Annotated in this window: 26 protein-coding genes; 10 read left to right on the forward strand and 16 right to left on the reverse strand. The window is 59.8% G+C overall.

From position 1 onward, the window contains the following. Window positions 1-134: 134 nt before the first annotated feature. The 4 genes from GOW48_RS04900 (at window position 135) to yddG (ending at window position 4,326) form a co-directional block, all read left to right on the forward strand. Complete coding sequence (locus tag GOW48_RS04900) at window positions 135-1,310, forward strand: acetyl-CoA C-acetyltransferase (protein WP_170751844.1); 1,176 nt, start codon at window positions 135-137, stop codon at window positions 1,308-1,310. Window positions 1,311-1,495: 185 nt separating this feature from the next. Next, entirely contained in the window at window positions 1,496-2,218 is a 723-nt protein-coding gene (gene phbB / locus GOW48_RS04905; protein WP_170353550.1) for an acetoacetyl-CoA reductase, read from the forward strand. A gap of 297 nt (window positions 2,219-2,515) precedes the next feature. Then, window positions 2,516-3,463, forward strand: a complete 948-nt coding sequence (locus GOW48_RS04910) for a transcriptional regulator GcvA (RefSeq protein WP_170751846.1) — start codon at window positions 2,516-2,518, stop codon at window positions 3,461-3,463. Continuing rightward, on the forward strand, window positions 3,460-4,326 hold the full coding sequence (yddG, locus tag GOW48_RS04915) for an aromatic amino acid exporter YddG (protein ID WP_170751848.1): 867 nt from the start codon (window positions 3,460-3,462) through the stop codon (window positions 4,324-4,326). Before GOW48_RS04910 ends, yddG begins: the two co-directional genes overlap by 4 nt. On the opposite strand, the gene GOW48_RS04920 is transcribed toward yddG, so the two are convergent. The 3 genes from GOW48_RS04920 to GOW48_RS04930 all read right to left on the reverse strand — a co-directional run bounded on the left by GOW48_RS04920 (window position 4,323) and on the right by GOW48_RS04930 (window position 5,594). After that, window positions 4,323-4,487, reverse strand: coding sequence for a YdcH family protein (locus GOW48_RS04920; protein ID WP_170353553.1), 165 nt, complete (start codon window positions 4,485-4,487; stop codon window positions 4,323-4,325). The two genes, yddG and GOW48_RS04920, sit on opposite strands and share 4 nt — an antisense overlap. A 124-nt stretch (window positions 4,488-4,611) precedes the next feature. After that, a complete protein-coding gene (locus GOW48_RS04925; protein ID WP_170751850.1) occupies window positions 4,612-5,382 on the reverse strand; it encodes a tRNA1(Val) (adenine(37)-N6)-methyltransferase in 771 nt (256 codons plus the stop codon). Next, a complete protein-coding gene (locus GOW48_RS04930) occupies window positions 5,379-5,594 on the reverse strand; it encodes a putative signal transducing protein (RefSeq protein WP_170353555.1) in 216 nt (71 codons plus the stop codon). Before GOW48_RS04930 ends, GOW48_RS04925 begins: the two co-directional genes overlap by 4 nt. Before the next feature lie 56 nt (window positions 5,595-5,650). Here GOW48_RS04930 and GOW48_RS04935 point away from each other — a divergent pair, with 56 nt between their 5' ends. Next, window positions 5,651-6,649, forward strand: coding sequence for a polyprenyl synthetase family protein (locus GOW48_RS04935; protein WP_170751852.1), 999 nt, complete (start codon window positions 5,651-5,653; stop codon window positions 6,647-6,649). Here the strand turns inward: GOW48_RS04935 and GOW48_RS04940 are convergent. The 4 genes from GOW48_RS04940 to soxR all read right to left on the reverse strand — a co-directional run bounded on the left by GOW48_RS04940 (window position 6,642) and on the right by soxR (window position 11,507). Continuing rightward, window positions 6,642-7,463 carry a 4-(cytidine 5'-diphospho)-2-C-methyl-D-erythritol kinase gene (locus GOW48_RS04940; RefSeq protein WP_170751854.1) on the reverse strand — a complete coding sequence of 274 codons (822 nt, stop codon included), beginning with the start codon at window positions 7,461-7,463 and terminating at the stop codon, window positions 6,642-6,644. The genes GOW48_RS04935 and GOW48_RS04940 overlap by 8 nt on opposite strands. Then, entirely contained in the window at window positions 7,453-9,168 is a 1,716-nt protein-coding gene (locus tag GOW48_RS04945; protein WP_174821809.1) for a tetratricopeptide repeat protein, read from the reverse strand. Before GOW48_RS04945 ends, GOW48_RS04940 begins: the two co-directional genes overlap by 11 nt. A gap of 100 nt (window positions 9,169-9,268) precedes the next feature. Continuing rightward, on the reverse strand, window positions 9,269-10,915 hold the full coding sequence (locus GOW48_RS04950) for an electron transfer flavoprotein-ubiquinone oxidoreductase (RefSeq protein WP_170353558.1): 1,647 nt from the start codon (window positions 10,913-10,915) through the stop codon (window positions 9,269-9,271). Between the two features lie 136 nt (window positions 10,916-11,051). Then, the gene (gene soxR, locus GOW48_RS04955; protein WP_170353559.1) at window positions 11,052-11,507 is read right to left on the reverse strand and encodes a redox-sensitive transcriptional activator SoxR; all 456 of its coding nucleotides are present in this window, start codon (window positions 11,505-11,507) and stop codon (window positions 11,052-11,054) included. Window positions 11,508-11,595: 88 nt separating this feature from the next. Between soxR and GOW48_RS04960 the strand changes: the two genes are divergently transcribed. From GOW48_RS04960 to GOW48_RS04970, 3 genes are all read left to right on the forward strand, one after another. Continuing rightward, a complete protein-coding gene (locus GOW48_RS04960; protein WP_170751858.1) occupies window positions 11,596-11,976 on the forward strand; it encodes a VOC family protein in 381 nt (126 codons plus the stop codon). 139 nt (window positions 11,977-12,115) lie between these two features. Further along, window positions 12,116-12,586 carry a transcription elongation factor GreA gene (gene greA / locus GOW48_RS04965; RefSeq protein WP_170751860.1) on the forward strand — a complete coding sequence of 157 codons (471 nt, stop codon included), beginning with the start codon at window positions 12,116-12,118 and terminating at the stop codon, window positions 12,584-12,586. 14 nt (window positions 12,587-12,600) lie between these two features. Next, window positions 12,601-13,593 (forward strand): hypothetical protein, encoded by a 993-nt coding sequence (locus GOW48_RS04970; RefSeq protein WP_170751862.1) that lies wholly within the window; start codon window positions 12,601-12,603, stop codon window positions 13,591-13,593. On the opposite strand, the gene GOW48_RS04975 is transcribed toward GOW48_RS04970, so the two are convergent. The 5 genes from GOW48_RS04975 to GOW48_RS04995 are packed head-to-tail and all read right to left on the reverse strand — an operon-like array spanning window position 13,590 to window position 17,365. After that, entirely contained in the window at window positions 13,590-14,858 is a 1,269-nt protein-coding gene (locus GOW48_RS04975) for a molybdopterin-binding protein (RefSeq protein ID WP_170751864.1), read from the reverse strand. The genes GOW48_RS04970 and GOW48_RS04975 overlap by 4 nt on opposite strands. Further along, window positions 14,855-15,346 carry a molybdopterin-guanine dinucleotide biosynthesis protein B gene (mobB, locus tag GOW48_RS04980; protein ID WP_170751867.1) on the reverse strand — a complete coding sequence of 164 codons (492 nt, stop codon included), beginning with the start codon at window positions 15,344-15,346 and terminating at the stop codon, window positions 14,855-14,857. Before mobB ends, GOW48_RS04975 begins: the two co-directional genes overlap by 4 nt. Beyond that, a complete protein-coding gene (gene mobA, locus GOW48_RS04985) occupies window positions 15,343-15,987 on the reverse strand; it encodes a molybdenum cofactor guanylyltransferase MobA (RefSeq protein WP_170751868.1) in 645 nt (214 codons plus the stop codon). Before mobA ends, mobB begins: the two co-directional genes overlap by 4 nt. After that, window positions 15,984-16,430, reverse strand: coding sequence for a hypothetical protein (locus GOW48_RS04990; protein ID WP_170751870.1), 447 nt, complete (start codon window positions 16,428-16,430; stop codon window positions 15,984-15,986). Before GOW48_RS04990 ends, mobA begins: the two co-directional genes overlap by 4 nt. Next, window positions 16,427-17,365 carry a formate dehydrogenase accessory sulfurtransferase FdhD gene (locus GOW48_RS04995; protein ID WP_234899366.1) on the reverse strand — a complete coding sequence of 313 codons (939 nt, stop codon included), beginning with the start codon at window positions 17,363-17,365 and terminating at the stop codon, window positions 16,427-16,429. Before GOW48_RS04995 ends, GOW48_RS04990 begins: the two co-directional genes overlap by 4 nt. Between GOW48_RS04995 and GOW48_RS05000 the strand changes: the two genes are divergently transcribed. Further along, window positions 17,364-18,080: an AzlC family ABC transporter permease gene (locus tag GOW48_RS05000; protein ID WP_170751872.1), complete on the forward strand. Its 717-nt coding sequence runs from the start codon at window positions 17,364-17,366 to the stop codon at window positions 18,078-18,080. The genes GOW48_RS04995 and GOW48_RS05000 overlap by 2 nt on opposite strands. Further along, window positions 18,077-18,409 carry an AzlD domain-containing protein gene (locus GOW48_RS05005; protein ID WP_170353567.1) on the forward strand — a complete coding sequence of 111 codons (333 nt, stop codon included), beginning with the start codon at window positions 18,077-18,079 and terminating at the stop codon, window positions 18,407-18,409. Before GOW48_RS05000 ends, GOW48_RS05005 begins: the two co-directional genes overlap by 4 nt. Here GOW48_RS05005 and GOW48_RS05010 read toward each other — a convergent pair. The 4 genes from GOW48_RS05010 to GOW48_RS22710 all read right to left on the reverse strand — a co-directional run bounded on the left by GOW48_RS05010 (window position 18,398) and on the right by GOW48_RS22710 (window position 21,637). Beyond that, a complete protein-coding gene (locus GOW48_RS05010) occupies window positions 18,398-19,030 on the reverse strand; it encodes a hypothetical protein (RefSeq protein ID WP_170751874.1) in 633 nt (210 codons plus the stop codon). The genes GOW48_RS05005 and GOW48_RS05010 overlap by 12 nt on opposite strands. Before the next feature lie 21 nt (window positions 19,031-19,051). After that, entirely contained in the window at window positions 19,052-19,186 is a 135-nt protein-coding gene (locus GOW48_RS05015; RefSeq protein ID WP_170353569.1) for an aa3-type cytochrome c oxidase subunit IV, read from the reverse strand. A 65-nt stretch (window positions 19,187-19,251) separates the two neighbouring features. Further along, the gene (locus GOW48_RS05020) at window positions 19,252-19,812 is read right to left on the reverse strand and encodes a hypothetical protein (protein ID WP_170751876.1); all 561 of its coding nucleotides are present in this window, start codon (window positions 19,810-19,812) and stop codon (window positions 19,252-19,254) included. Beyond that, window positions 19,799-21,637, reverse strand: a complete 1,839-nt coding sequence (locus GOW48_RS22710) for a glycerophosphodiester phosphodiesterase family protein (protein ID WP_170751879.1) — start codon at window positions 21,635-21,637, stop codon at window positions 19,799-19,801. The genes GOW48_RS05020 and GOW48_RS22710 overlap by 14 nt, the downstream gene beginning before the upstream one ends. Window positions 21,638-21,668 lie beyond the last annotated feature (31 nt).

The following is a 21,668-nucleotide window of genomic DNA, read 5'->3' on the forward strand; positions in this document are numbered from 1 at the left end:
CAGCAGCAGCATTGCGTTATTCCAATATCAGTTGGAGCGGGGGATCATGAGGCGCTCTGAACCGATAGGGACCTTTCCCTGTTGCCTGCGCCGTCACGTTTCCCACAGAACCTTGACGGTAAAGGATTGTCTTAATGACCAACGTAGTAATCGCATCCGCAGCACGCACTGGTGTCGGTAGTTTTGGCGGCTCGTTCGCAAACACACCCGCGCATGACTTGGGTACCGCCGTTCTCGAAGCCGTTGTCGAACGTGCAGGGATCGAAAAGGGCGAGGTCAGCGAGACCATTATGGGTCAGGTTCTGACAGCAGCACAGGGTCAGAACCCTGCGCGTCAGGCGCACATCAACGCGGGTCTGCCCAAAGAAAGCGCCGCATGGGTCATCAACCAGGTTTGTGGTTCGGGCCTACGGGCGGTTGCCCTGGGCGCACAGCACATCCAACTGGGAGATGCCGATATTGTCGCCGCCGGCGGTCAGGAAAACATGACCCTGTCGCCCCACGCCGCAGCACTGCGTGCCGGTCACAAGATGGGCGACATGAAATATATCGACACCATGATCCGCGACGGTCTGTGGGACGCATTTAACGGCTATCACATGGGTCAGACCGCTGAAAACGTAGCCGAGCAATGGCAAATCAGCCGCGACATGCAGGACGAATTTGCCGTCGCCAGCCAGAACAAGGCCGAAGCTGCGCAAAAGGCTGGTAAGTTCGCGGATGAGATCACGCCCTTCACCATCAAGACCCGCAAGGGCGACATCGTGATGGACAGCGACGAATATATTCGCCACGGCGCAACCATGGAGGCCATGGGCAAGCTGCGCCCTGCCTTCACCAAAGAGGGTTCGGTTACGGCGGCGAACGCATCCGGTTTGAATGACGGTGCGGCGGCGACACTTCTGATGTCGGCCGAGAATGCGGAAAAGCGCGGGATTGAGCCTCTGGCCCGCATCGCGTCCTTCGCCACTGTTGGTCTGGACCCGTCGATCATGGGCGTCGGCCCGATCTATGCCTCGCGCAAAGCGCTGGAGAAAGCGGGTTGGTCAGTTGACGATCTGGATCTGGTTGAGGCAAACGAAGCCTTCGCCGCACAGGCTTGTGCTGTGAACAAGGACATGGGTTGGGATCCGTCGATCGTGAACGTGAATGGTGGCGCCATCGCCATCGGCCACCCAATCGGTGCCTCGGGCTGCCGGGTTCTGAACACGCTGCTGTTCGAAATGAAGCGCCGTGATGCGAAAAAGGGTTTGGCGACCCTTTGCATCGGCGGCGGCATGGGCGTCGCCCTGTGCGTGGAGCGCGACTAAGCTTTTAAGCACTGAACATCGAAAGGGCGCCCCGCAGGCGCCCTTTTTTGTTACAGTGGGGCTGACTCAAAGATGCGACGATATTGCCCTATGGGTTTCGACGATTCTCAACGAAACAATATTGCGCAAGATTACCTATCAAAGTAACAGCATTACCAAGACGACTTAAATTGGAGGAAGCCTAAATGGCACGTACAGCACTCGTCACCGGCGGTTCCCGCGGCATCGGCGCAGCAATTTCCAAGGCGCTGAAAGCCGAAGGATACAATGTTGCAGCCACCTATGCCGGCAACGATGAAGCGGCCGCAAAATTCACCGAGGAAACCGGCATTGCCACATACAAGTGGAACGTGGCTGATTATGACGAATCCAAAGCGGGTATCGAAAAAGTAGAGGCCGAGGTTGGCCCCATTGACATCGTGGTCGCCAACGCGGGCATCACCCGCGACGCCCCGTTCCACAAGATGACCCCGGAACAGTGGCATCAGGTGATCGACACCAACCTGACCGGCGTGTTCAACACTGTGCACCCCGTCTGGCCCGGCATGCGCGAGCGCAAATTCGGTCGCATCATCGTCATCAGCTCGATCAACGGTCAGAAGGGTCAGTTCGCGCAGGTGAACTATGCGGCGACCAAGGCCGGTGATCTGGGCATCGTGAAATCACTCGCGCAGGAAGGCGCGCGGGCTGGTATCACCGCAAACGCCATCTGCCCCGGCTACATCGCAACCGAGATGGTCATGGCTGTGCCTGAGAAGGTACGCGAATCGATCATCGGCCAAATCCCCGCAGGACGTTTGGGCGAACCCGAGGAAATCGCACGCTGCGTGGCTTTCCTGGCATCGGACGATTCGCAGTTCATCAATGGATCGACCATTTCGGCCAACGGTGCGCAGTTCTTCGTTTAATCCCTGTGCAAAACGAAAACGGGCCGGTCTTTTAAGACCGGCCCTTTTTTATCCCGTAAGAACGCGCGCGCTGCGCTCAGCGGGAACCGAATAGCCATTTCACCAAGTCACCGATCGCGCGGGACCGTTCGAAATGGGCACGCCGAAAGGCGCGGGCGACAGAGGGGCTGGAGGTTGCCTCGATCATGGAATATCTCCTTTCAGTTCAGCGTTGTTTGACTTGAGATCAATATGAGGCTTATTTTTACGGCTGACAAACGAGCTTTCTTCTGATCTCAGTTAAGATATTCTTACCCTATGAGCGACTACCTACCGCCACTTACCGCCCTACGGGCCTTTGATGCCGCCGCGCGCCACATGTCTTTTTCCAAGGCTGCAGAAGAACTGCATGTCACGCCCGCAGCCCTGTCCTTTCAGATCAAATCGCTGGAGGAGCATCTGGGACGCCCCCTGTTTCGTCGCCTCAACCGGGCGGTGGAATTGACGGAAGCCGGGCGCGCCTTGGCCCCCGGTGCGGCAGACGGATTCGCCACGCTACAAGCCGCGTGGCAGGCGGCCCGGCGGCTGGGCAATGACACCAGCCTGACCGTTACGGCGGGCCCGGCGTTGACGGCCAAGTGGTTGGCTCCGCGGCTCTATGACTTTGCCCGCGCGCATCCAGAGATCGACCTGAAGTTCTCGGCCACACTACGTAACATGGACCTCGAGAGGGATGATGTAGATGTGGCGATCCGCTTTGGCTATGGCGGGGACGAAGGGCTGTATTCCGTCCCCGTTCGCAAGGAGTGGCTGACCCCGGTGATGACCCCGGATATGGCCGAACAATTTCCAACGCCTGAAAGCCTGCGGGAGGCCCCCTTGATCTTTGACGACTCGATTGCGTTTCTGCGGCCCCCATCTGACTGGCCCACTTGGTTTCGGGCCGTCGGGGTAGACTTCAACCCACAGCACGGCGCGCATTTTTCCAACGCGGATCATGCGATTGACGCAGCAGTTGCCGGAGTGGGCGTCGTGCTCGGCCGAAGGGCTATGATTATCAAGGATCTGGCGGAAGGCCGTTTGGTAGCCCCCTTCAAGGTCGCAATCGAGACCATGGGCCGCTTCCGGTTTCTGTGTCTTAAAGGGGCCGAAAACAGACCTCAGATTGCGGCGTTCCGCGATTGGTTCATGTCCGAGATTGAAAAGACTGCGCATTTGTCGGATGAGTTCGAAATCATTCCGGTGGAAGAGGTGCCCGCACCGTGACAAGAACGCGCGCAACAGGAATCGGCTTTGTCGCCGTCCTGCTTTGGGCCCTGCTGGCCCTCTTTACGGTTGGGTCCGCGCCCACGCCGCCTTTGCTGCTGAACGCGTTGTGCTTTTCCATCGGTGGAGCGCTGGGATTGGGTTGGACATGGGCCACAGGCGGATTGAGTCAGCTTCGAGAAATCCCGTGGACGACCTATCTGTTCGGTACAATCGGTCTTTTTGGCTATCATGCGCTGTATTTCTCGGCTTTGCGCATGGCCCCTGCCGCAGAGGCCGGGCTTATCGCCTATCTGTGGCCTCTGCTGATCGTCCTGCTCTCGGGGCTCTTGCCCGGAGAACAATTGCGCATCGGCCACCTGATCGGGGCCTGCCTGGGTTTCGCCGGGGCCGCCGTGATCATCGCGGGTGGCGGTAGCAGCGGTTTTCAGGCTGAACACCTGCCTGGGTATGCCTTGGCCTTGATGTGCGCGCTGACATGGTCGGGCTATTCCGTGCTGTCGCGTCGTCTGGGCGACACGCCAACCAGTTCGGTGGCTGTGTTCTGTGTGGCCACGGCCATCGCCTCGGGCCTTTTGCACATCGCCGTTGAAGAGACAGTCTGGCCAGAAACCATTCTGGGTTGGGGATCAGTCATAGCTCTTGGGTTGGGGCCCGTTGGCTTGGCGTTTTATGTCTGGGATATCGGGATCAAGCAGGGCGACATTCAAATTTTGGGCACGTCATCTTACGCGGCCCCGCTTCTGTCTACGCTTGTTCTGGTGGTCGCCGGGATCGCCGCCCCAAGCTGGGGTCTGGCGATCGCGGCCGTTTTAATCACTGGCGGCGCTTTGATCGCCGCCCGGGCCAGTATGCGTCGTTAACTCGACAATCGCTCAATCTCTTCCTTGAGCCTTAGCTTCTGTTTTTTGAGCTGAGCAATGTGAAGGTCGTCGATACCAGGCGAGCGTTGTGCTTGTTCAACTTCAAGACCGAGGTTTTCGTGCTTTTTCTTAAGTTCGGTCAGGTGTGCGCTCACGCTCATGGCGGTACTCCTCTGTTGATGTCTGAGTTTCACGTAAGAAGTTGAGCACATCGTTTCCACCCTGTCACGCTGCGGGTGCATAGAAAATATAACAAATCCGACAAAATCGGCTGGTTAATGCCTGTCAGCTGGAAAATCCGGGCAAGCCAGCCCCTTCGCGCAATACGGCCGAAACTGGCGGAGTGTAACTGTCACCGTCTACCTCATGGCGCTCACCTGAATGGAGAACCAGCGGGGCATGCAGTTGAAACGCGGCTTTTCCGCCCTTTCTGCCCCTCAGAATAACCAGTTCAGCACGTCGACCAACACGGGCGAACAACGGCAATACTTCGACAGACCCCAAGCACCCCTCACAGGCGGCCAGCATATCTGGTAACCGGTCCGCTTTCTGAATCATGTGCAGATAACCCCGGGGGGCAAGGCGTTTGGCCGCAGTCTCGATCCAAAGGTTCAACGGCGTGTTCTCACCCAATGCGGCGCTACGGCCTTCATCCGCCGCCGGGCTGTGGGCTCCGGCCCGATAATAGGGCGGGTTCGCAATAACGTGATCGAACTGGCGCTGTTTGAGATCGGACGGCAAAGCGGTCAGATCAGCCTCAAAAAGCTCAAGCGAGACGGAATTCTCAGCGGCATTCCGCCGCGCCAGATCGGCATATGCAGGCTGCAACTCGACCCCCACAGCCTGCAGATCGGGTACGCGGGCCATCAGGCAAAACACAGCAGCACCGGCGCCGCATCCCAGATCCAGAACTGTCTGACCGGGTATTGCGGGTACAGATGCGGCCAATAAAACAGGGTCCACGCCTGCGCGATAGCCCATTATGGGTTGCCACAGGCGCACACGCCCGCCCAGAAAGTCGTTTCGGGTCAGGTCGGGGTCAGCAAACAGTGTCATCGACCCAAAGGGATATCATTGTCGTGCATGACACGTTCGGCGCGGGTCAGGTCATCGGCGCGCACCATCAAGCGGCGGGGGAAGATTCCAATGCCACCTTCGAGGATGCTCATATTTACGTCCATCTGAAAGCAGTCTATATCCTCGCCCTCAAGAAGGGCGGATGCAAAGGCCAGAATCGTCGGATCAGTGCTGCGCAAAAGTTCTTTCATGGGGATGGATGTAAGGGCAAGGCGGCCGCGATGTCGAGCCTTGTATCAAGGGTGTGATGAATATCGACACGGTTACAAAACCGCATGAGCGTTTGGCGGAAATCCTGACGGGCGAAATGGGCGCGGTCAACGAGTTGATCCGCACGCGCATGGCGTCAGAACACGCGCCGCGCATTCCCGAAGTCACCGCGCATCTGGTCGAGGCAGGCGGCAAACGCCTGCGCCCGATGCTGACCTTGGCGGCGGCGCGGCTGTTTGGCTATGCCGGAGATCACCACGTACGTCTGGCCGCGACGGTCGAGTTTATTCACACCGCAACCCTGCTGCATGATGATGTGGTCGACGAGAGCGCCCAACGGCGCGGGCGGCCTACAGCGAACCTTCTGTGGGACAACAAATCCAGCGTTCTGGTCGGTGATTACCTGTTCTCCCGCAGCTTTCAGTTGATGGTTGAGACAGGATCGCTGCGGGTTCTGGATATCCTCGCCAATGCCTCGGCCACGATTGCCGAAGGCGAAGTGCTGCAAATGACTGCCGCAACCGATCTGGGCACGACCGAGGCGATTTACTTACAGGTTGTGCGCGGCAAGACGGCGGCGCTGTTCTCGGCTGCGACCGAGGTGGGCGGCGTGATCGCAGGCGCGACCGAGGAACAGGTCAAGGCGCTTTATAACTATGGCGACGCGATGGGGATTGCGTTCCAGATTGCGGATGATCTGCTGGACTATCAAGGCGACAGCGCAGCCACCGGCAAGAATGTGGGCGACGATTTCCGCGAGCGTAAGCTAACCTTGCCAGTGATCAAAGCTGTGGCGCAGGCCACCCCCGACGAACACGCCTTCTGGGAACGCACCATCGGACGCGGTCGTCAGGAAGAGGGTGATCTGGACCACGCGCTTGGGCTGATGGCCAAGTACAGCACGCTTGAAGCAACGCGGGCGGATGCATTCGGCTGGGCAAACAAGGCCAAAGCATCGCTGGAGGCTCTGCCTGATCACGAGATCCGCACGCTGTTGTGTGACCTCGCCGACTACGTGGTCTCGCGCCTCAATTAAGCTGAGTCGCGCGGCACCACCAATCGGGATGGGCCGCACCGATCTCATAAGCCGCGAAATGCGCGTCTTTCATCGTGGGATAAAGCGCAAAACAGGTCGAACCCGACCCTGACATGCGGGCCATAAAGGCCGCTTTGGTGCCTGCCAGTTCATCCAGAACGCGGGCGACCTCAGGGGCCAGGCCCGTTGTTGGCGGCTCAAGGTCGTTGCGTTGACTCCGCAACCAATCGGCGCAGGTTTCGACAGTCTCAAACTCGGGGATATCAGCGGGCATTGGTGGATTGTCGCGGCTTTCCAGCGCCGAGAATACGCGCCCTGTGGGCACCTCGACGCCAGGGTTAACCAACAGGGCTGGCAGAGAGGGCAGCGAAGCGGGCGTCAGATCGTCCCCAATGCCCCGCATTCGCATGGCCCGAGCCGCGACGCAGACCGGGATATCGGCCCCCAGCGACAGGGCCACGTCGGGTAAGACTGTCCTGCCCTGCTCTGCCGCCATCCGTAGTGTCGCCGCCGCGTCCGAGGACCCGCCCCCAATGCCGCCGCCATGCGGTAGCACTTTGTTCAGGTCGATTTGTCCGGTCCAACCCGCCGCCTGTGCGGCTTTCCAAACCAGATTTCGGCTATCTGCTGGTACGCCATCGGCGTGTTCACCCGTCACTGCAATCGTCAGGGCATCGCCAGGAGTGAACTGCAGCGTGTCACCCACATCAGCAAAGACCACCAGAGAATCCAGCAGGTGATAGCCATCCTCGCGGCGGCCGGTCACATGCAGGGTCAGATTGATCTTGGCGGGGGCAAACGCCTCAGCCTTCATTGGCCACTTTCAGGGGCTCGGCCCCTTCTTCGACAAGAACCGCGTCCAGTCCAATTTCCAGCTTGCGGCGGATACGGTCCGGATCGGCCTCGCCATCCGTGTCTTCGGGGTCGATGAAAGACAGAGCACGTTTCCACTGGAACTCGGCCTCGCGCGCACGACCCACGGCCCAATAGACATCGCCCAGATGATCATTGACGACCGGATCAACAGGCATCAGCTCGACCGCATGCTCCATATGTTCGACCGCCTCGTTGTAGCGGCCTAAACGGAACAGAACCCAGCCAAGGCTGTCAACAATATAGCCGCTGTCAGGGCGCGCTGCCACGGCGCGTTCGATCATATCCAGCGCCTCATCCAGCTTTTCCTGACGCTCGACCAGCGAATAACCCAGATAGTTTAACACCTGCGGCTGATCTGGATTCAGCTCCAGCGCGCGGCGGAAATCGGCTTCGGCCTGATCCCACTGCTTGAGGCGTTCGTGCGAGATGCCTCGGGCGTAGTGCAGGAACCAGTTGCCCCCCACACCCGAATCGATCAGTTCGATCGCAGTGTTATAGGTTTCCACTGCAGCCGCGTAGTCTTCCTCGCGGCGCTGCAGATCGGCAAGCGCCACATGCACACTGGGCAGGTCAGGGCTTTTGGCGGCCAGGTTCTGCAGAACTTCGGCCGCGGCATCTGTCTTGCCCGCGCGGCCCAAAACCTCGGCGCGGCCTAGTTCAGCCGCATGGTAGTCGCTGCTGGTCGCTGGCACTTTACGATAGGCTTCGACCGCAAGATCATATTGCTCAAGCCCATCTAGCAATTCAGCACTCAGCAGGATCGCGTCGACATGATCCGAGCGTAGAAAGGCCGCGAGCTGAGCATAAAGCAGGACATAGTTCTGTGCGGCTTCGCGACTGAGAGCTGCCCCGACAGAAAAGAACACTTCGGCCATGCCGTCTTGCGGAGAACCGATATGTGTAAAGGGCAAAGTCTCGCCAGCTTTCAGACGCGCCTCGTACCCTTCGATGGACGGGTCGCTTCCTGCGACAAAGACTTCATCCAAAAAAACCAACGCATCTTCGTTGCGGTCCAGCTGCGACAGCACTTCGGTACGGGCCAGTGCGGCACGTCGGGTAAAGCGCGCGATCGCGCCGTCATTGGCCGCAAAGATCGCCTCGGCCCCTTCGAAATCTCCGATCGAGGCCAGGGCCAGCGCCTTGTGGTAAAGCGCAAATTCGGTAAGCCCTTCTTGCGTGGCAACAGTATCAAACTGCTCCATCGCGTTGGTCATCGCACCCTGGCCGACATAGGCCCATCCCAACAGTAATCCGTCGACGAGCGGCCCTATGCCTTGCGTTTCCGGGTCACGGGACAGGAATTCATCCAGCTCGCCCTGGGCCAGCAGATTAACCGCAATGGCCATACGGGCCGCTTGGCTGGCCATACCGAGCTCTTCAATCGCTTGGGCGACCGGCAACGCGCGTTTTATCTGGCCCAGCGACAGCCGTGCGACCACAACGCTTTCCAGCAGCTTACCGTTCTCGGGGTCGGCACGCAGAGCTTGCGCATAGTATCGTTCGGCCGCGGAGTAATCGTTCTGGAAAATTGCCTGACGTCCGGCCAGATAGGCTCCGGATCCAGTATCCGCAAAACCCGGAAACGAAAAGGCCGATGAAAGAAGCGCGGCAACTGCCGCGCGACGTAAGAAGGATACCACCAAAATCCTGCCCTGCCATTGTTGACTGCTGTCTAAGCTAGGGCTTCGGCCGGAAAGAGGCAATGGCAGAGCCTTCACGACCCTGCCATTGCCCGTTTTTCGCTTACATGTTGGGATAATTCGGTCCGTCGCCACCCTGCGGCGTTGTCCAGGTGATGTTCTGGCTGGGATCCTTGATATCGCAGGTCTTGCAGTGAACACAGTTCTGGAAGTTGATGACGAATCGCGGACCGTTTTCATCCTCGACCATTTCGTAGACACCCGCCGGGCAATAGCGTTGCGCAGGTTCGTCGAACTTGGGCATGTTGACACTGACCGGGATTGCCGGGTCGGCCAGTTTCAAATGACAAGGCTGGCTTTCCTCGTGATTGGTGGCCGCGAAGGATACGTTGGTCAGGCGGTCGAAAGACAGCACGCCATCGGGTTTTGGATAGTCGATGGGCTTGTGCTTGCTGGCTTCCTCGGTCGCCTCGGCATCGTTCTTGCCGTGGCCAACTGTCCCGAACAACGAAAAGCCCAGCGTGTTGGTCCACATGTCCATTCCGCCTAGCATCAGCGATGCGGTCAGGCCCCATTTCGACCAGATCGGCTTGACGTTTCGCACCTTTTTCAGGTCGGAGCCGATGGCACCTTCGCGCACGTCGGTCTCGTATGCGGTCAGTTCGTCGCCCGAACGGTCGGCTTTGATGGCGTCAAAGGCGGCCTCGGCTGCGGCTTTGCCCGACAGCATCGCGTTATGGTTGCCCTTGATGCGCGGCACGTTGACCATACCCGCCGAACAGCCCAGCAGCGCCACACCCGGCGCAACCAGTTTCGGCATCGACTGATAGCCACCCTCGGTGATCGCACGAGCGCCATAGGCCACGCGCTTGCCGCCTTTCAGCAGTTCAGCCACCATCGGATGGTGCTTGAAGCGCTGGAATTCCATGTAGGGATACAAGTGCGGGTTTTTATAGTTCAGGTGAACCACGAAACCGACATAGACCTGATTGTTTTCCAGGTGATAGATGAACGATCCGCCACCCGCGTTGCTGCCCAGTGGCCAGCCCATCGTGTGTGTGACTGAGCCTTCTTTGTGCTTTGCCGGGTCGATCTCCCAGATTTCTTTCATGCCAACGCCGTATTTCTGCGGCTCTTTGCCCGCTGACAGGTCGTATTTGGCGATAACCTCTTTGGACAGCGATCCACGCACACCTTCCGACAGGAAGACGTATTTGCCGTGCAGCTCCATCCCCGGCTCGGTGTTCGGACCATATGAGCCATCGGCTTCCAAACCAAAGACACCGGCCACCACGCCTTTGACTTCGCCATTTTCGCCGTAAACCAGATCGGAACAGGCCATACCTGGGAAGATTTCTACGCCCAGTTCTTCGGCCTGTTCGGCCATCCAGCGGCAAACATTGCCCATCGACACGATGTAGTTACCGTGGTTGTTCATCAGCGGCGGCATCGGCCAGTTGGGGATGCGGATCTGACCGGCCTCACCCAGCATATAGAAATTGTCTTCATGCACCTCTGTGTTCAGCGGCGCGCCCTTCTCTTTCCAGTCCGGGATCAAAGCATCCAGGCCGCAGGGATCAAGCACCGCACCAGACAGAATGTGCGCCCCGACTTCCGAGCCCTTTTCCAGAACGACAACGTTCAGATCGGCATCCAGCTGTTTCAAACGGATGGCTGCAGACAGACCGGCCGGGCCTGCGCCCACGATCACCACATCGTATTCCATCGCTTCGCGTTCAATATCGGCCATCGCGGGCTCCTTAGCTAACTTTCCGAATTGGCGCTTTGTGCACGTGCTCGGCGCAATTTTCTTTCCCTGCTGACTACATGTTCACCAAGTCCTTGGTCAATCAGAACACGGCGTAACAATGCCGCAATGCGGCAGATCACGCGTCCGGGCTGTCCCCCAGCAGGTACCTGGGGCCACTTCCCTTTGACTTGGCCCGGTCATCCGGGTTGTAAAGCGCACATTTGGGCAAGCTCAGACAGCCGCAGCCAATGCATCCATCCAGATTGTCACGCAACCGCGTCAGCGTCTCGATTCGCTGATCCAGATGCGCGCGCAGCCCGACGCTGATCTTTTGCCAGTCTTTTGGTGTTGGCGTCCGATTGCCCGGCAGGCCCGACAACACCTGCCGAATTTCCGGCAGAGACAAACCAAACTGCTGGGCGATCATGACAAAGCTCAGCCGCCGGATATCAGCGCGCTGATACCGCCGCTGCCCGCCCGCATTGCGCCACGGGGTGATCAACCCTTGCGCCTCATAGTAGCGAATGGCCGAAACCGCCAATCCCGTGCGCCGGGCCAAAGCGCCAATGGCCAGCCCCTCGGATAACGCCAACTTTTCCTCCAACAAATACCTTGACCTAAAGTTAGGTTTAGAAATTACAGTGAGTCGCGATACGCCTCAAGATGAAAAAGGAGATCCCATGATGGCGACGCTTGAACACACCAACTTTACCGTCCGCGACCCTCAGGCCTCGGCCAAATGGATGCACGAAGTCTTTGGTTGGAAAACCCGCTGGGAAGGACCGGCCATCGCGGGCGGATATACGGTCCATGTGGGCAGCGCACACACATATTTGGCGCTTTACGCGCCCAGCGATCCCAAACCATCACAAGAAAGCAGCTATGACATCGTTGGTGGGCTTAATCATGTTGGTGTTCTGGTCGAAGATATCGACGAAACCGAAGCCCGCGTTATCAAGGCAGGATTCACGCCAACGTCGCATGCTGATTACGAACCGGGCAAAAGGTTCTATTTTGATGACGACAACGGGATCGAATTCGAGGTGATTAGCTACACGTAGGCTGTAATCCGCGTTGGCGTGATTTAGCCCCCTTGCATTTCACGCGCCATTTGGGTCAGGTACTTGACGACCCAATCATTCGCCCCGGCGCCAATCTCGTGCGGCGGGGCGACTCAATTTATGCGTGGACGACGAGAATATGGAAAAGATTCCCATGACGCCTGCGGGCAATGCCGCGCTCGAGGCGGAGCTGAAAAACCTCAAATCCATCGAGCGCCCGGCGATCATCGAAGCCATCGCCTCGGCCCGAGAGCTGGGCGACCTGAAGGAAAACGCCGAGTATCACTCGGCGCGTGAAAAGCAGGGCTTTATCGAAGGCCGCATCAAAGAACTGGAAGGTATCTTGTCGCTGGCCGACGTGATCGACCCAGCAAAGCTGTCCGGTGCTGTGAAATTCGGCGCCAAGGTCACTTTGGTCGATGAGGACACTGACGAGGAAAAGACCTGGCAGATTGTGGGTGAATATGAGGCCAGTATCGAAAGTGGCCTGCTGAATATCAAATCTCCTATCGCCCGCGCCTTGATCGGCAAGGAAGAAGGTGACAGTGTCGAAGTCCGCACCCCTGGTGGTGTACGTTCCTATGAAATCCTGAGTATCGAGTACGCCTAAGCCAAGCGCCGACAATGTCCGAGTCCACGCCAGAGCACGAAACCGAACGGCCCACACCGATTGGTATGTATGACCGGCCAGCGGAACCCGCGTTGACCGAAATCGAAATCGCGTCCATCGTTCTCAGCCTTATCTGGCTGGTCGTGTCGGTCGTATTCCTAGTGTTGCCCGGCAAAATAGAAGGCGGCGGTTTCGTGGTAACGCTGCTGGCGGTTTTCATGCCGATTGCCATGATCTGGGTGGCAGCCACGGCACTGCGCGCCAGCCGTATCATGCGTGAAGAAAGCGCGCGGCTACAAAGTTCGATCGACGCGATTCGCAATGCGTTGATCGCTCAGCAGCAGCGCGCCTCCAGCGGCTATGAGCCCAATGTGTCCAAGAAACTGGACGAAATTGTCGAGACAGCCAAAAAGACAGAAAGTACCCTGGCCACGTTTTCCACGCATCGGACTCAGCCTGTTCGGGGCAAGACCCCGAATGCAAACGGCGACCAGACCACGCTGGAACTTGGAACACAGGCCGAAGACATCGCGCCTCCGCTTGGGACGGATGTGTTCATCCGCGCCCTGAACTTCCCTGAAACGCAGGAAGACACCGAAGGGTTCAATGCCCTGAGGCTGGCGCTGAAAGACCGCAAGACCGCGCAGCTGGTGCAGGCGTCGCAGGATGTGCTGACCCTGCTCAGTCAGGAAGGCATCTACATGGATGACCTGCGCCCCGACATGGCGCGTCCGGAAATCTGGCGGCAATTTGCGCAAGGATCACGCGGGCGTGCCGTGGCTGCTTTGGGCGGCATAAGGGACCGTTCGTCACTGGCGCTGACGTCAGCCCGGATGAAGCAGGATCCCATCTTCCGCGATGCCGCGCACCACTTTCTGCGCCGGTTCGACCACATGATCATCGAGTTCGAGCCCGAGGCCAGCGATGCCGACTTGACCGCGCTTGGCGACACGCGCACCGCGCGGGCGTTCATGTTGTTGGGTCGAGTGGCTGGAACCTTCGATTAAAGATCAAAGCTGCCGTAGGGGATGAACCGGACCATGTCGCCCGGTTTGATATGGCACGCGCCATCCCCAATCTCGACCAGCCCTTCAGCCCAGCTTAGCCCACTGATCCGACCTGAGCCCTCGGAGGCGAACACCTCAGCCCGGCCATCACGGATGCGGGCGCGCAGATACTCGCGGCGGCCCGGTTTCTTACGCTTTTCAAACGCGGCGGGCAGGTCAAAGCCTTGAGGGGTCGACCAACCCTCGCCCGCCATCAGGCCCAAGGCCGGGCGCGCAAAGATCAGCGTGCAAACCAACGCGGCCACCGGGTTTCCGGGTAGGCCGAACACAGGCGTTCCGTCCCACATCCCAAGCGCCAGAGGGCGACCGGGTTTCAACGCAATCCGCCATTCCTGCATCGCCCCTGCCTGCCGCAACAGGGCCGAGACATGGTCCTCATCCCCGGCAGACGCGCCGCCACTGGTCAGGATCACATCCGCGCGTACAGCGGCTTGGTTCAGACAAGTCCGCAACGCCTCGCGGTCGTCGGGCACCCGGCCCATATCTACCACCTCAAACACCATGCGTTCCAACAAGGACAACAGCATCGGACGGTTGGCATCGTAAATCTGGCCCGGCCCGGCGGATTCACCGGGTTCGACCAGTTCATCCCCCGTGGACAGAACCGCCACGCGCAGCACTTTGCGCACCGGAACCTCGGCCAGACCGGTGGCCGACAATAGCGCCAGATCAGCCGGGGTCAGGCGACGTCCGGCGGGCAGAATCGCGTCGCCCTCAGCCACATCCTCGCCTGCCTTGCGGGTATTTGCGCCGCGTTTCAGCGGCCCGTGAAAAGCGATGTGGCCGTCCTGAACGGTCACGTCCTCCTCCAGAATGACTGTATCCACGCCCGCAGGCAGTGCCGCCCCGGTCAAAACACGCAACGCATGGCCTTCGGGCACAGTGCCATCAAACGGTATCCCAGCCGCCGCGCGCCCCGGATGCAGCGGCATCACCTGCGGGCCGTCAAGTGCGACCCCGGCAAAGCCATAGCCATCCACCGCCGTATTGGGCTGCGGCGGATTCGAACGTTGGGCGATAACCTCCTGCGCCAGAATACGCCCGCCGGTGGCCTGCACCAAAGGCACGGTTTCCACGCCTGCAACCACGGTCAGCCGGTCGCGCAACAGGGCCAGCGCATCTTCGACCGGGGTCCAGTTCACCCCGGCGGGCAAGGCAAAACAATCGTTGCGCAGGGGTGGGGGCGCAATGTCGGGTTTGGTCATAGCCCCACCTCTCGCAAGATGAAATCGGCAATCGCCGCTGTGTCGTTCAGGTCGAAAACCGGTTGCTCTACGCTTAGCGGCGTGTCGCTGGCCACGGCGCGGATCGTCGGGTTTTCGGGGGCCATCAGCGCGTTTCCGGCCTCGGCCCGGAACGCCTCGATCTTTGGATGGCCTTCTCGCTTGAACCCTTCGATCAGCACCAGATCGACCGGAGTCAGGCGGGCCAAAAGGTCGTCTATCGAAGGCTCGGGCGCGCCGCGCAGTTCTTGCATGATGGCGACACGCTGACCCGAGACCAGCAGCACCTCGGACGCGCCTGCCGTGCGGTGGCGATAGCTGTCAGTACCGGGCTGATCCACATCAACGCTGTGATGCGCATGCTTAAGGGTCGAGACAGTAAACCCCCGTCCGGTGATTTCTGCCACCAGACGCTCCATCAGACCAGTCTTGCCGGCGTTTTTCCAGCCGGTGACGCCGTAAGCCCTCATGCCTGCTCCAGCAGCTGTTCGGCCCGCGCGAGATCGTCGGGCGTGTTGACGTTAAAGAACGGATCAAACGGCTCGGCGGGGAACAGCGCCTCGCGCCCGTCGTGCTGGTCGGTCCAGATCACCACCTTGCGCAAACCGTCCTGCAGCGCCGCCCGCAGATCATCGCGCAGCGCCACGGGCCATAGACCAAAGGTCGGGTGCCGGTTGATGCGTTTGCCCCCGCCGGATTTCAGCATTTCGTCCCCCCTGCGCGGCGTGGTGGCCAGCACGAGCGGGTGGGTCTGGCCCTGCGCAGCCTCGGTCAATCGCGTCACCAGATCACGGGGGAAAAACGGCGTGTCGGCAGCGGCGGTGATGATAGAGTCCGCGCCTTGTGTCGCCGCCCAGTCCAAGCCCGCCAGCACCCCGGCCAGAGGGCCCGCGAAGCCGTCAATCGTATCCGGCAGGATCGGCAGGTTCAGATCGGCAAACCGCTCAGGATCACCATTTGCGTTCAAGGCCAGCCCGCCCACCTGAGGCGCAAGCCGGTCGATCACATGCGCCATCAGGCTCTGCCCGCCGATGCGCAGCAGCCCTTTGTCGCCGCCACCCATCCGGGTCGCCAGTCCTCCGGCGAGGATAACTCCGAGGGGTTTGGTCATGTCGCTAGTCCTTTCACAGCGGGCCAGTTCGGAGTCCGAACAAAGGTTACGACCGCGAACAAAACCAGAAGGCCAGCCAACCAGAACGACCAAACGCTGGCGATCAGAAAGACAGAGAGGAATATAGCCAAATTATTTAGCCGGTATCGCCGCGCCGCGGTTAAGGTCGGCCTATCCAGCCCTTTCAACGCGGGCAATCCCCAAAACAAAACACGCAGACGCGTCGACTTTCGCCGTGTCGGGTTCCCAGACACCCGAGAAGCTGCGATCAAGTCAGTCAGAGCGCCCCACCCAAGCTGATCCAGTACTTCGTCGGGAAAGGCTCCAAGCGCCATATCCATCGCCAGTTCATCCGCATATTGGAATTTAATGGAATAGAGCGTTGTGACACAGAGAACCGGGAGGACAAACAACGCCTCCATACCTGCGAGTATTTCAATCATCCCGCACTCTTCCTGCGATGTTTCTTATCCTCGACCGCCACGCTGGCCGGGTCGATATCGCGCAGCAGGCGGTCCTCGCCCGCCAGGCACACGAAACGTTGTCCGCGCATTCGGCCGATCAGGGTCAGGCCGACTTCGCGCGCGATCTCGACGCCCCACGCCGTAAACCCGGACCGAGACGCCAATACCGGGATACCCATCATCGCCGTTTTGATCACCATCTCGGACGTCAAACGGCCCGTCGTATAGAGGATCTTGTCCCCAGCCTCTGCACCCTCGGACAGCATCCAGCCCGCGATTTTGTCGACTGCGTTGTGACGACCCACGTCTTCCATATAGACCAGAGGGCGATTTTCGTGGCACAGAACCGTGCCGTGAATCGCCCCGGCTTCAAGGTACAATGACGGCGTGCGGTTGATCTTGGCGGCCAAATCATACAGCCACGAGGTACGAACCTGCACCTGTGGCAGGCGCACGTCCTCAAGCCCCTCCATCATGTCGCCAAAGACCGTGCCCACGGCGCAGCCGCTGGTGCGGGTCTTTTTCTTGAGCTTGTCCTCATACGAGGTTTCACGCGCCGTGCGCACGACCACGGTTTCCAGATCATTGTCACAATCAACGCGGGTGATTTCATCATCCGCCAGCAGCATCCCCTGATTGCGAAGGAACCCCAGCGCCAGATATTCGGGGTAGTCGCCAATGGTCATCGCCGTCACGATTTCCTGCGAGTTGAGGAAAATGGTCAGCGGCCGCTCCTCAACCACCGAGATATGGCTGACCTCACCATTCTGGTCCACGCCCTCAACCGCGCGGGTCAGGCCGACCGCGCCGGGATCGGGGGCGATGATGTAGTCCGAAAGATCGAGTTCCGTGGCCAATTGCAACCCCTTCGTAAGACAGATACTGCTGCGGGCATCACCATAGGATTTAGCCATGGCAGACACCACATCCAAGTCTTACTTCTGGAAGGGTTTTCGCGACGGGACGCCGTTCATCTTTGTGGCGATCCCCTTCGGCACCCTGTTCGGCGTCTTCGCGACCGAAGCCGGGCTGAACCTGTTGCAAACCATGACGCTGACCGCGACCGTCTTTGCCGGGGCGGCGCAGTTTGCCGCGCTGCAACTGCTGCAGGACCAGACGCCGACGGCAATCATCCTGATCTCGGCTTTGGCGGTGAACCTGCGGATGGCGATGTATTCCGCCTCGCTGACGCCCTTTCTGGGGGCCGCGCCGATGTGGCAGAGGGCATTCGCGGCCTATCTGACCGTGGATCAATCCTATGCCAGCTCGATCATCCAGTTCGAAAAACAGCCCGACATGAGCGTGCCGCAGCGAATGGCCTATTTCGTGGGCTCAGTTACGCCGATCACGCCGTTGTGGATCTTGGCGACCTATCTGGGGGCAGTGCTGGGCACGCGTATTCCTGAAAGCTGGGCGCTGGATTTTGCCTTGCCGATCACCTTTCTGGCCATGATCGGGCCGATGATGCGAACCTTACCGCACGTGGTCGCGGCCCTTGTTGCCATCGTCGTGTCGCTGTTCACCGTCGGCGTCCCCTATAACCTTGGCCTGCTGATCGCCGGATGCGCGGGCATGATCGCAGGCGCTCAGGCCGAACTCATCGCTGAGCGCAGAAAGGCCCGGACATGACCCCGCCAGATCCCGTTACCGTCTGGACCATTATCATCGGACTGGCGATCGGCAGCTATGGGCTGCGCTTTGTCTTTATAGGATTGGTCGGAGACCGACCGATGCCCCCCTGGCTGCTGCGCCATCTACGCTATACAGCCGTGGCGATCATCCCTGCGCTGATTGCGCCGCTGGTGGTCTGGCCAACCGCGACCGAAGGCCAGCCGGACATACCGCGCATGTCGGCTGCGGCGGTCTCAGTGGCCGTGGGGCTTTGGACCAAGAACGTGATCGCCGCGATTTTCAGCGGGGCCGGAACCCTTTACGGATTGCTGTATCTACTGGGCTAGGGCCGTGTCCTGCTGGTTCAGCAGGGCATTGTTCGCTGCCAACCCAGCTTGCAAGTCAGCCGAGTCATTCTCGCGGTATTCCGTCGTCACCACTCCCGGTATCTGGCCGAACTGATCGGACAGTTTCACGGGGTAAAAGGTGGTGCTGATCTGCTCGAACCCCGGCACCTGCTGCAGCAGTTGCGCGGTAGAATTGGTACAAAACGCCCCCGCCACCGGGCCGGATTGTTTGGCCAGTTGCAGCGCGATTTCGGCCTGTTGCGGGGTCACTTCGATTGTCTGGACGCGGGCATAGTGCGTCTCGCGCGCGTGGCTGCTGCGATAGGCGCGCTCCACGTTGGGAGTGATGCCATACAGCACATCATCCTTGATCGGCACCACATCGGCGCGGAAAGATCCTGCGGGGTCAAAAATCACCCGCTCGCTGCCGCTGATCATCAACGAGGTATGAGCCCCCGAACCGGTGCGTGTGCTGATCATCGTATAGAGCGTCAGGGTCGACGGGCCGGGATCACTATAGGACCGGGCCGCAATCTCTGAGAAATCGGCCTGCGGACGTTGAGAGCCCACGCAGCCAGCCACCGTTGCTGCCAGAAGGCAGGCAATCACTATCCTGATCACGATGGACCCCGATTTTAAGGTTTAAGAAGCGAAAACCGCCAAGAACAGGCACAGGAAGGCAATGGCTACGACGCACCACGTGGTCGCCTTGATAAAGCCGTCAAATGTTTTTTCCTGAACTTTGATGTCCATTTCGCCGTGCTTGTATTCAGCCATGTGAAAGATTCCCAATTCGCGTGTTTGAGACGTTGGTAATCGAAAACGCGAGGGCTGTCACCACGTCATTCGCGCGCAGGGGCCGCAGATTGGAACACCGAACAGCCCGGATACCCGAAGCCCCAGCGCCACGGCAGGCCAGAACAGGGTGCGCCGCCGAATCGAACAGCCGCAAACATCGCTTCGGCTGTCACGGAATGGGCGGTGCGAATCTGGTCGGGTGTCATGTCATATCGGACGGAATACTCTTCGGCGTGCTCAGTGCCGTGCTGTTTCACGCAGGCGCGCAGCGTGTCATCCGCTGACAGGCGCGCGTCATAACTGTCTTCGGCGCGCAGGGCTGCACCCGCGTTGTGATAGGCCCGATCATGGGCCACGCAGCAGTATTCCCAGGGTGGGTGCGCTTCATACAAAGCGCGGAACTTCGGGAAGGTCTCGGCCACGAACCGCCAGCTGGTCGACAACCCGCCCGAGCATCCATCAGTCTCGAATACTGTTAAATCTGCTCCCTCGCTTTGCGCGATCAGCGCGCGATGGGCGGGCAGTTCGAGGCTGCGCATGAAATCTTGCGCCGCGACCGGGCTGGCCAGAACCGACAGGATCAGCGCCAGTTTACGGGCTTGCATCGCGCATCGCCTGTTTGTCCACGGACATGCCAAAAGTAGTTGCAAGCCACAGCAAAAGGCGCTCAGCCGGGCCCATCTCGGCCCGGATGCGCAACACCTCGTTTGCCAGCGCCGGGTCATCGGTGATCAACCCGTCTACCCCCATCGAAGCCATGGCCGACATCTGCAGCGGGTCATTCACCGTCCAGACATAGATATCCTTGCCCGCCGCCTGCACGCTGCGGACCAGCCCCGGCGTCGCCATGCCCGTATTGACGGCCACAAATTCACCTTCAAGCCCTGAAAGGTCTCCGACCGCCGTGGCGGCCAGAACACCGGCACGCCAGTCAGGGCGCAGTTTTTCCATTTTCTGCACGGCGGGGTATTTCAGCGACATGGTGGCGATGTCGTCCTGCATCTCGAACTCTTCCACCAGCGCGGCGACGCGATTTTCCAGATCGACGTCGTGACCGTAATATTTCAACTCAATGATGACCTTGGCCTTGCCCTTTGCTGCCTCCAGAACTTGTCGCAGAGTCGGGGTGCGTTCGTCGGCGTATTCAGGATCGAACCAACTGCCGATGTCGATCTCGGCCACGTCTTCCATCGTGGCATCCCAGACCTTGGTGGGCACGCCCGCCAGTTTCATGAAATCACTGTCATGAGCCACGATCACCACGTCATCTGCCGTTTCCTGCACGTCGATCTCGACCCAATCGGCACCGTCCTCAATGGCTTTCAGAACTGCGGCCATGGTGTTTTCCGGCCGCAACGCTGCAGCCCCCCGGTGGCCGATCACCTCGGCCCGGTCGGGGGCATCGACACGGTCCAGCACCTCCTGCCCGACCCATAGCCCCGCAACCAAGGCCACCGCCGCGCCGCCAAGAGCGGCGAGAAGCGGCACGCGCAGATTGCCCGGTTCGGGATGCGGGGGCTCCGAGGTCTTGATCTCGAAAAACCCATCCAGCAGCACCGCCAGCGCGCCCAGCGCCGTTGCGGCCAGAACCAGCCCGGCCAGAGACCACAGCCCGGCTACGATCAGACTGTAGATCAGCGCCATTTTCAGATGAGACGCCCCCTGCAGCGGCACCAGATCGAACAACAACCCCGCCACCGTCGCAATCAACGCGGCAATGACAATGCGCAGGCACAGCCAGATCGCCAGCTCAAGCTTGAGCCGCCCGCGCTTACCCTCCATCCGGGTGGCGCTGACGTTGAAGGCGCTGGCGGGGGCAACGGATTCGAACAACACCAGATGCAGGCCCAGCGCCCAGGCCGAGAGCCTGCGGATCAACACCCAAGCCATGACCAGCACCACCGCGCCGATCAGGCCCACGGCCACAAGGAAGGATGGCGGGCGGAACGTCAGGTAATAGTTGATGTCATATTCGGTCAGGGTCCACCACGCGATCACCGCCGCGACAGCGGCAAATGGCACAACCAACAGCAACACCCGCAACACGAACCGCACCGCGAAACCGAATAGAGCGGGCAGGCGCGATAGGATCAGGCCAATGGCGGAACTGCCCGCGCGCCACGGGTCACGTTCACCCATTCGCAACGAGGCTGCCATGACCGAAAAGACCAGCACCTCAGCCAATAGAAACAGGCTAAGCACCACCACAGCCGCCACGAACCCGACCGGAGACAGGATGAATGCGGCGATGGCCTGATCCGTCAGCGCGGTCTGGTTTGAGAGCGACACCGCCAGATTGACTGTAATCGCCACCCCCGGCGCGATCAGCGCAACCAGCAGCAGGCGCACGGCCAGATAGATCGGCACAAAGACACGTCGTCGCGCCCAGGCGCCGCGATAGGATGTTGTAACGGCTGAAAAAAGGCTCACCAGCGTTCCCCTTGAATGACCAACATATTCA

The organism is Ruegeria lacuscaerulensis (assembly GCF_013033355.1).
Taxonomy (GTDB): Bacteria; Pseudomonadota; Alphaproteobacteria; order Rhodobacterales; family Rhodobacteraceae; genus Ruegeria; species Ruegeria lacuscaerulensis_A.

Bases quoted from the DNA above. Each gene is read 5' to 3' on its own strand.
- GOW48_RS04925 (WP_170751850.1), bottom strand. From the start codon at position 5,382: ATGACACTGTTTGCTGACCCCGACCTGACCCGAAACGACTTTCTGGGC.
- GOW48_RS04930 (WP_170353555.1), bottom strand. From the start codon at position 5,594: ATGAAAGAACTTTTGCGCAGCACTGATCCGACGATTCTGGCCTTTGCA.
- GOW48_RS04910 (WP_170751846.1), top strand. From the start codon at position 2,516: ATGAGCGACTACCTACCGCCACTTACCGCCCTACGGGCCTTTGATGCC.
- GOW48_RS04920 (WP_170353553.1), bottom strand. From the start codon at position 4,487: ATGAGCGTGAGCGCACACCTGACCGAACTTAAGAAAAAGCACGAAAAC.
- GOW48_RS05005 (WP_170353567.1), top strand. From the start codon at position 18,077: ATGACCCCGCCAGATCCCGTTACCGTCTGGACCATTATCATCGGACTG.
- GOW48_RS05015 (WP_170353569.1), bottom strand. From the start codon at position 19,186: ATGGCTGAATACAAGCACGGCGAAATGGACATCAAAGTTCAGGAAAAA.
- GOW48_RS04940 (WP_170751854.1), bottom strand. From the start codon at position 7,463: ATGAAGGCTGAGGCGTTTGCCCCCGCCAAGATCAATCTGACCCTGCAT.
- GOW48_RS04950 (WP_170353558.1), bottom strand. From the start codon at position 10,915: ATGGCCGATATTGAACGCGAAGCGATGGAATACGATGTGGTGATCGTG.
- phbB (WP_170353550.1), top strand. From the start codon at position 1,496: ATGGCACGTACAGCACTCGTCACCGGCGGTTCCCGCGGCATCGGCGCA.
- GOW48_RS05020 (WP_170751876.1), bottom strand. From the start codon at position 19,812: ATGCAAGCCCGTAAACTGGCGCTGATCCTGTCGGTTCTGGCCAGCCCG.
- GOW48_RS04975 (WP_170751864.1), bottom strand. From the start codon at position 14,858: ATGACCAAACCCGACATTGCGCCCCCACCCCTGCGCAACGATTGTTTT.
- GOW48_RS04900 (WP_170751844.1), top strand. From the start codon at position 135: ATGACCAACGTAGTAATCGCATCCGCAGCACGCACTGGTGTCGGTAGT.
- mobB (WP_170751867.1), bottom strand. From the start codon at position 15,346: ATGAGGGCTTACGGCGTCACCGGCTGGAAAAACGCCGGCAAGACTGGT.
- mobA (WP_170751868.1), bottom strand. From the start codon at position 15,987: ATGACCAAACCCCTCGGAGTTATCCTCGCCGGAGGACTGGCGACCCGG.
- GOW48_RS04960 (WP_170751858.1), top strand. From the start codon at position 11,596: ATGATGGCGACGCTTGAACACACCAACTTTACCGTCCGCGACCCTCAG.
- GOW48_RS04935 (WP_170751852.1), top strand. From the start codon at position 5,651: ATGAATATCGACACGGTTACAAAACCGCATGAGCGTTTGGCGGAAATC.
- greA (WP_170751860.1), top strand. From the start codon at position 12,116: ATGGAAAAGATTCCCATGACGCCTGCGGGCAATGCCGCGCTCGAGGCG.
- GOW48_RS04990 (WP_170751870.1), bottom strand. From the start codon at position 16,430: ATGATTGAAATACTCGCAGGTATGGAGGCGTTGTTTGTCCTCCCGGTT.
- GOW48_RS05000 (WP_170751872.1), top strand. From the start codon at position 17,364: ATGGCAGACACCACATCCAAGTCTTACTTCTGGAAGGGTTTTCGCGAC.
- GOW48_RS04970 (WP_170751862.1), top strand. From the start codon at position 12,601: ATGTCCGAGTCCACGCCAGAGCACGAAACCGAACGGCCCACACCGATT.
- GOW48_RS04995 (WP_234899366.1), bottom strand. From the start codon at position 17,365: ATGGCTAAATCCTATGGTGATGCCCGCAGCAGTATCTGTCTTACGAAG.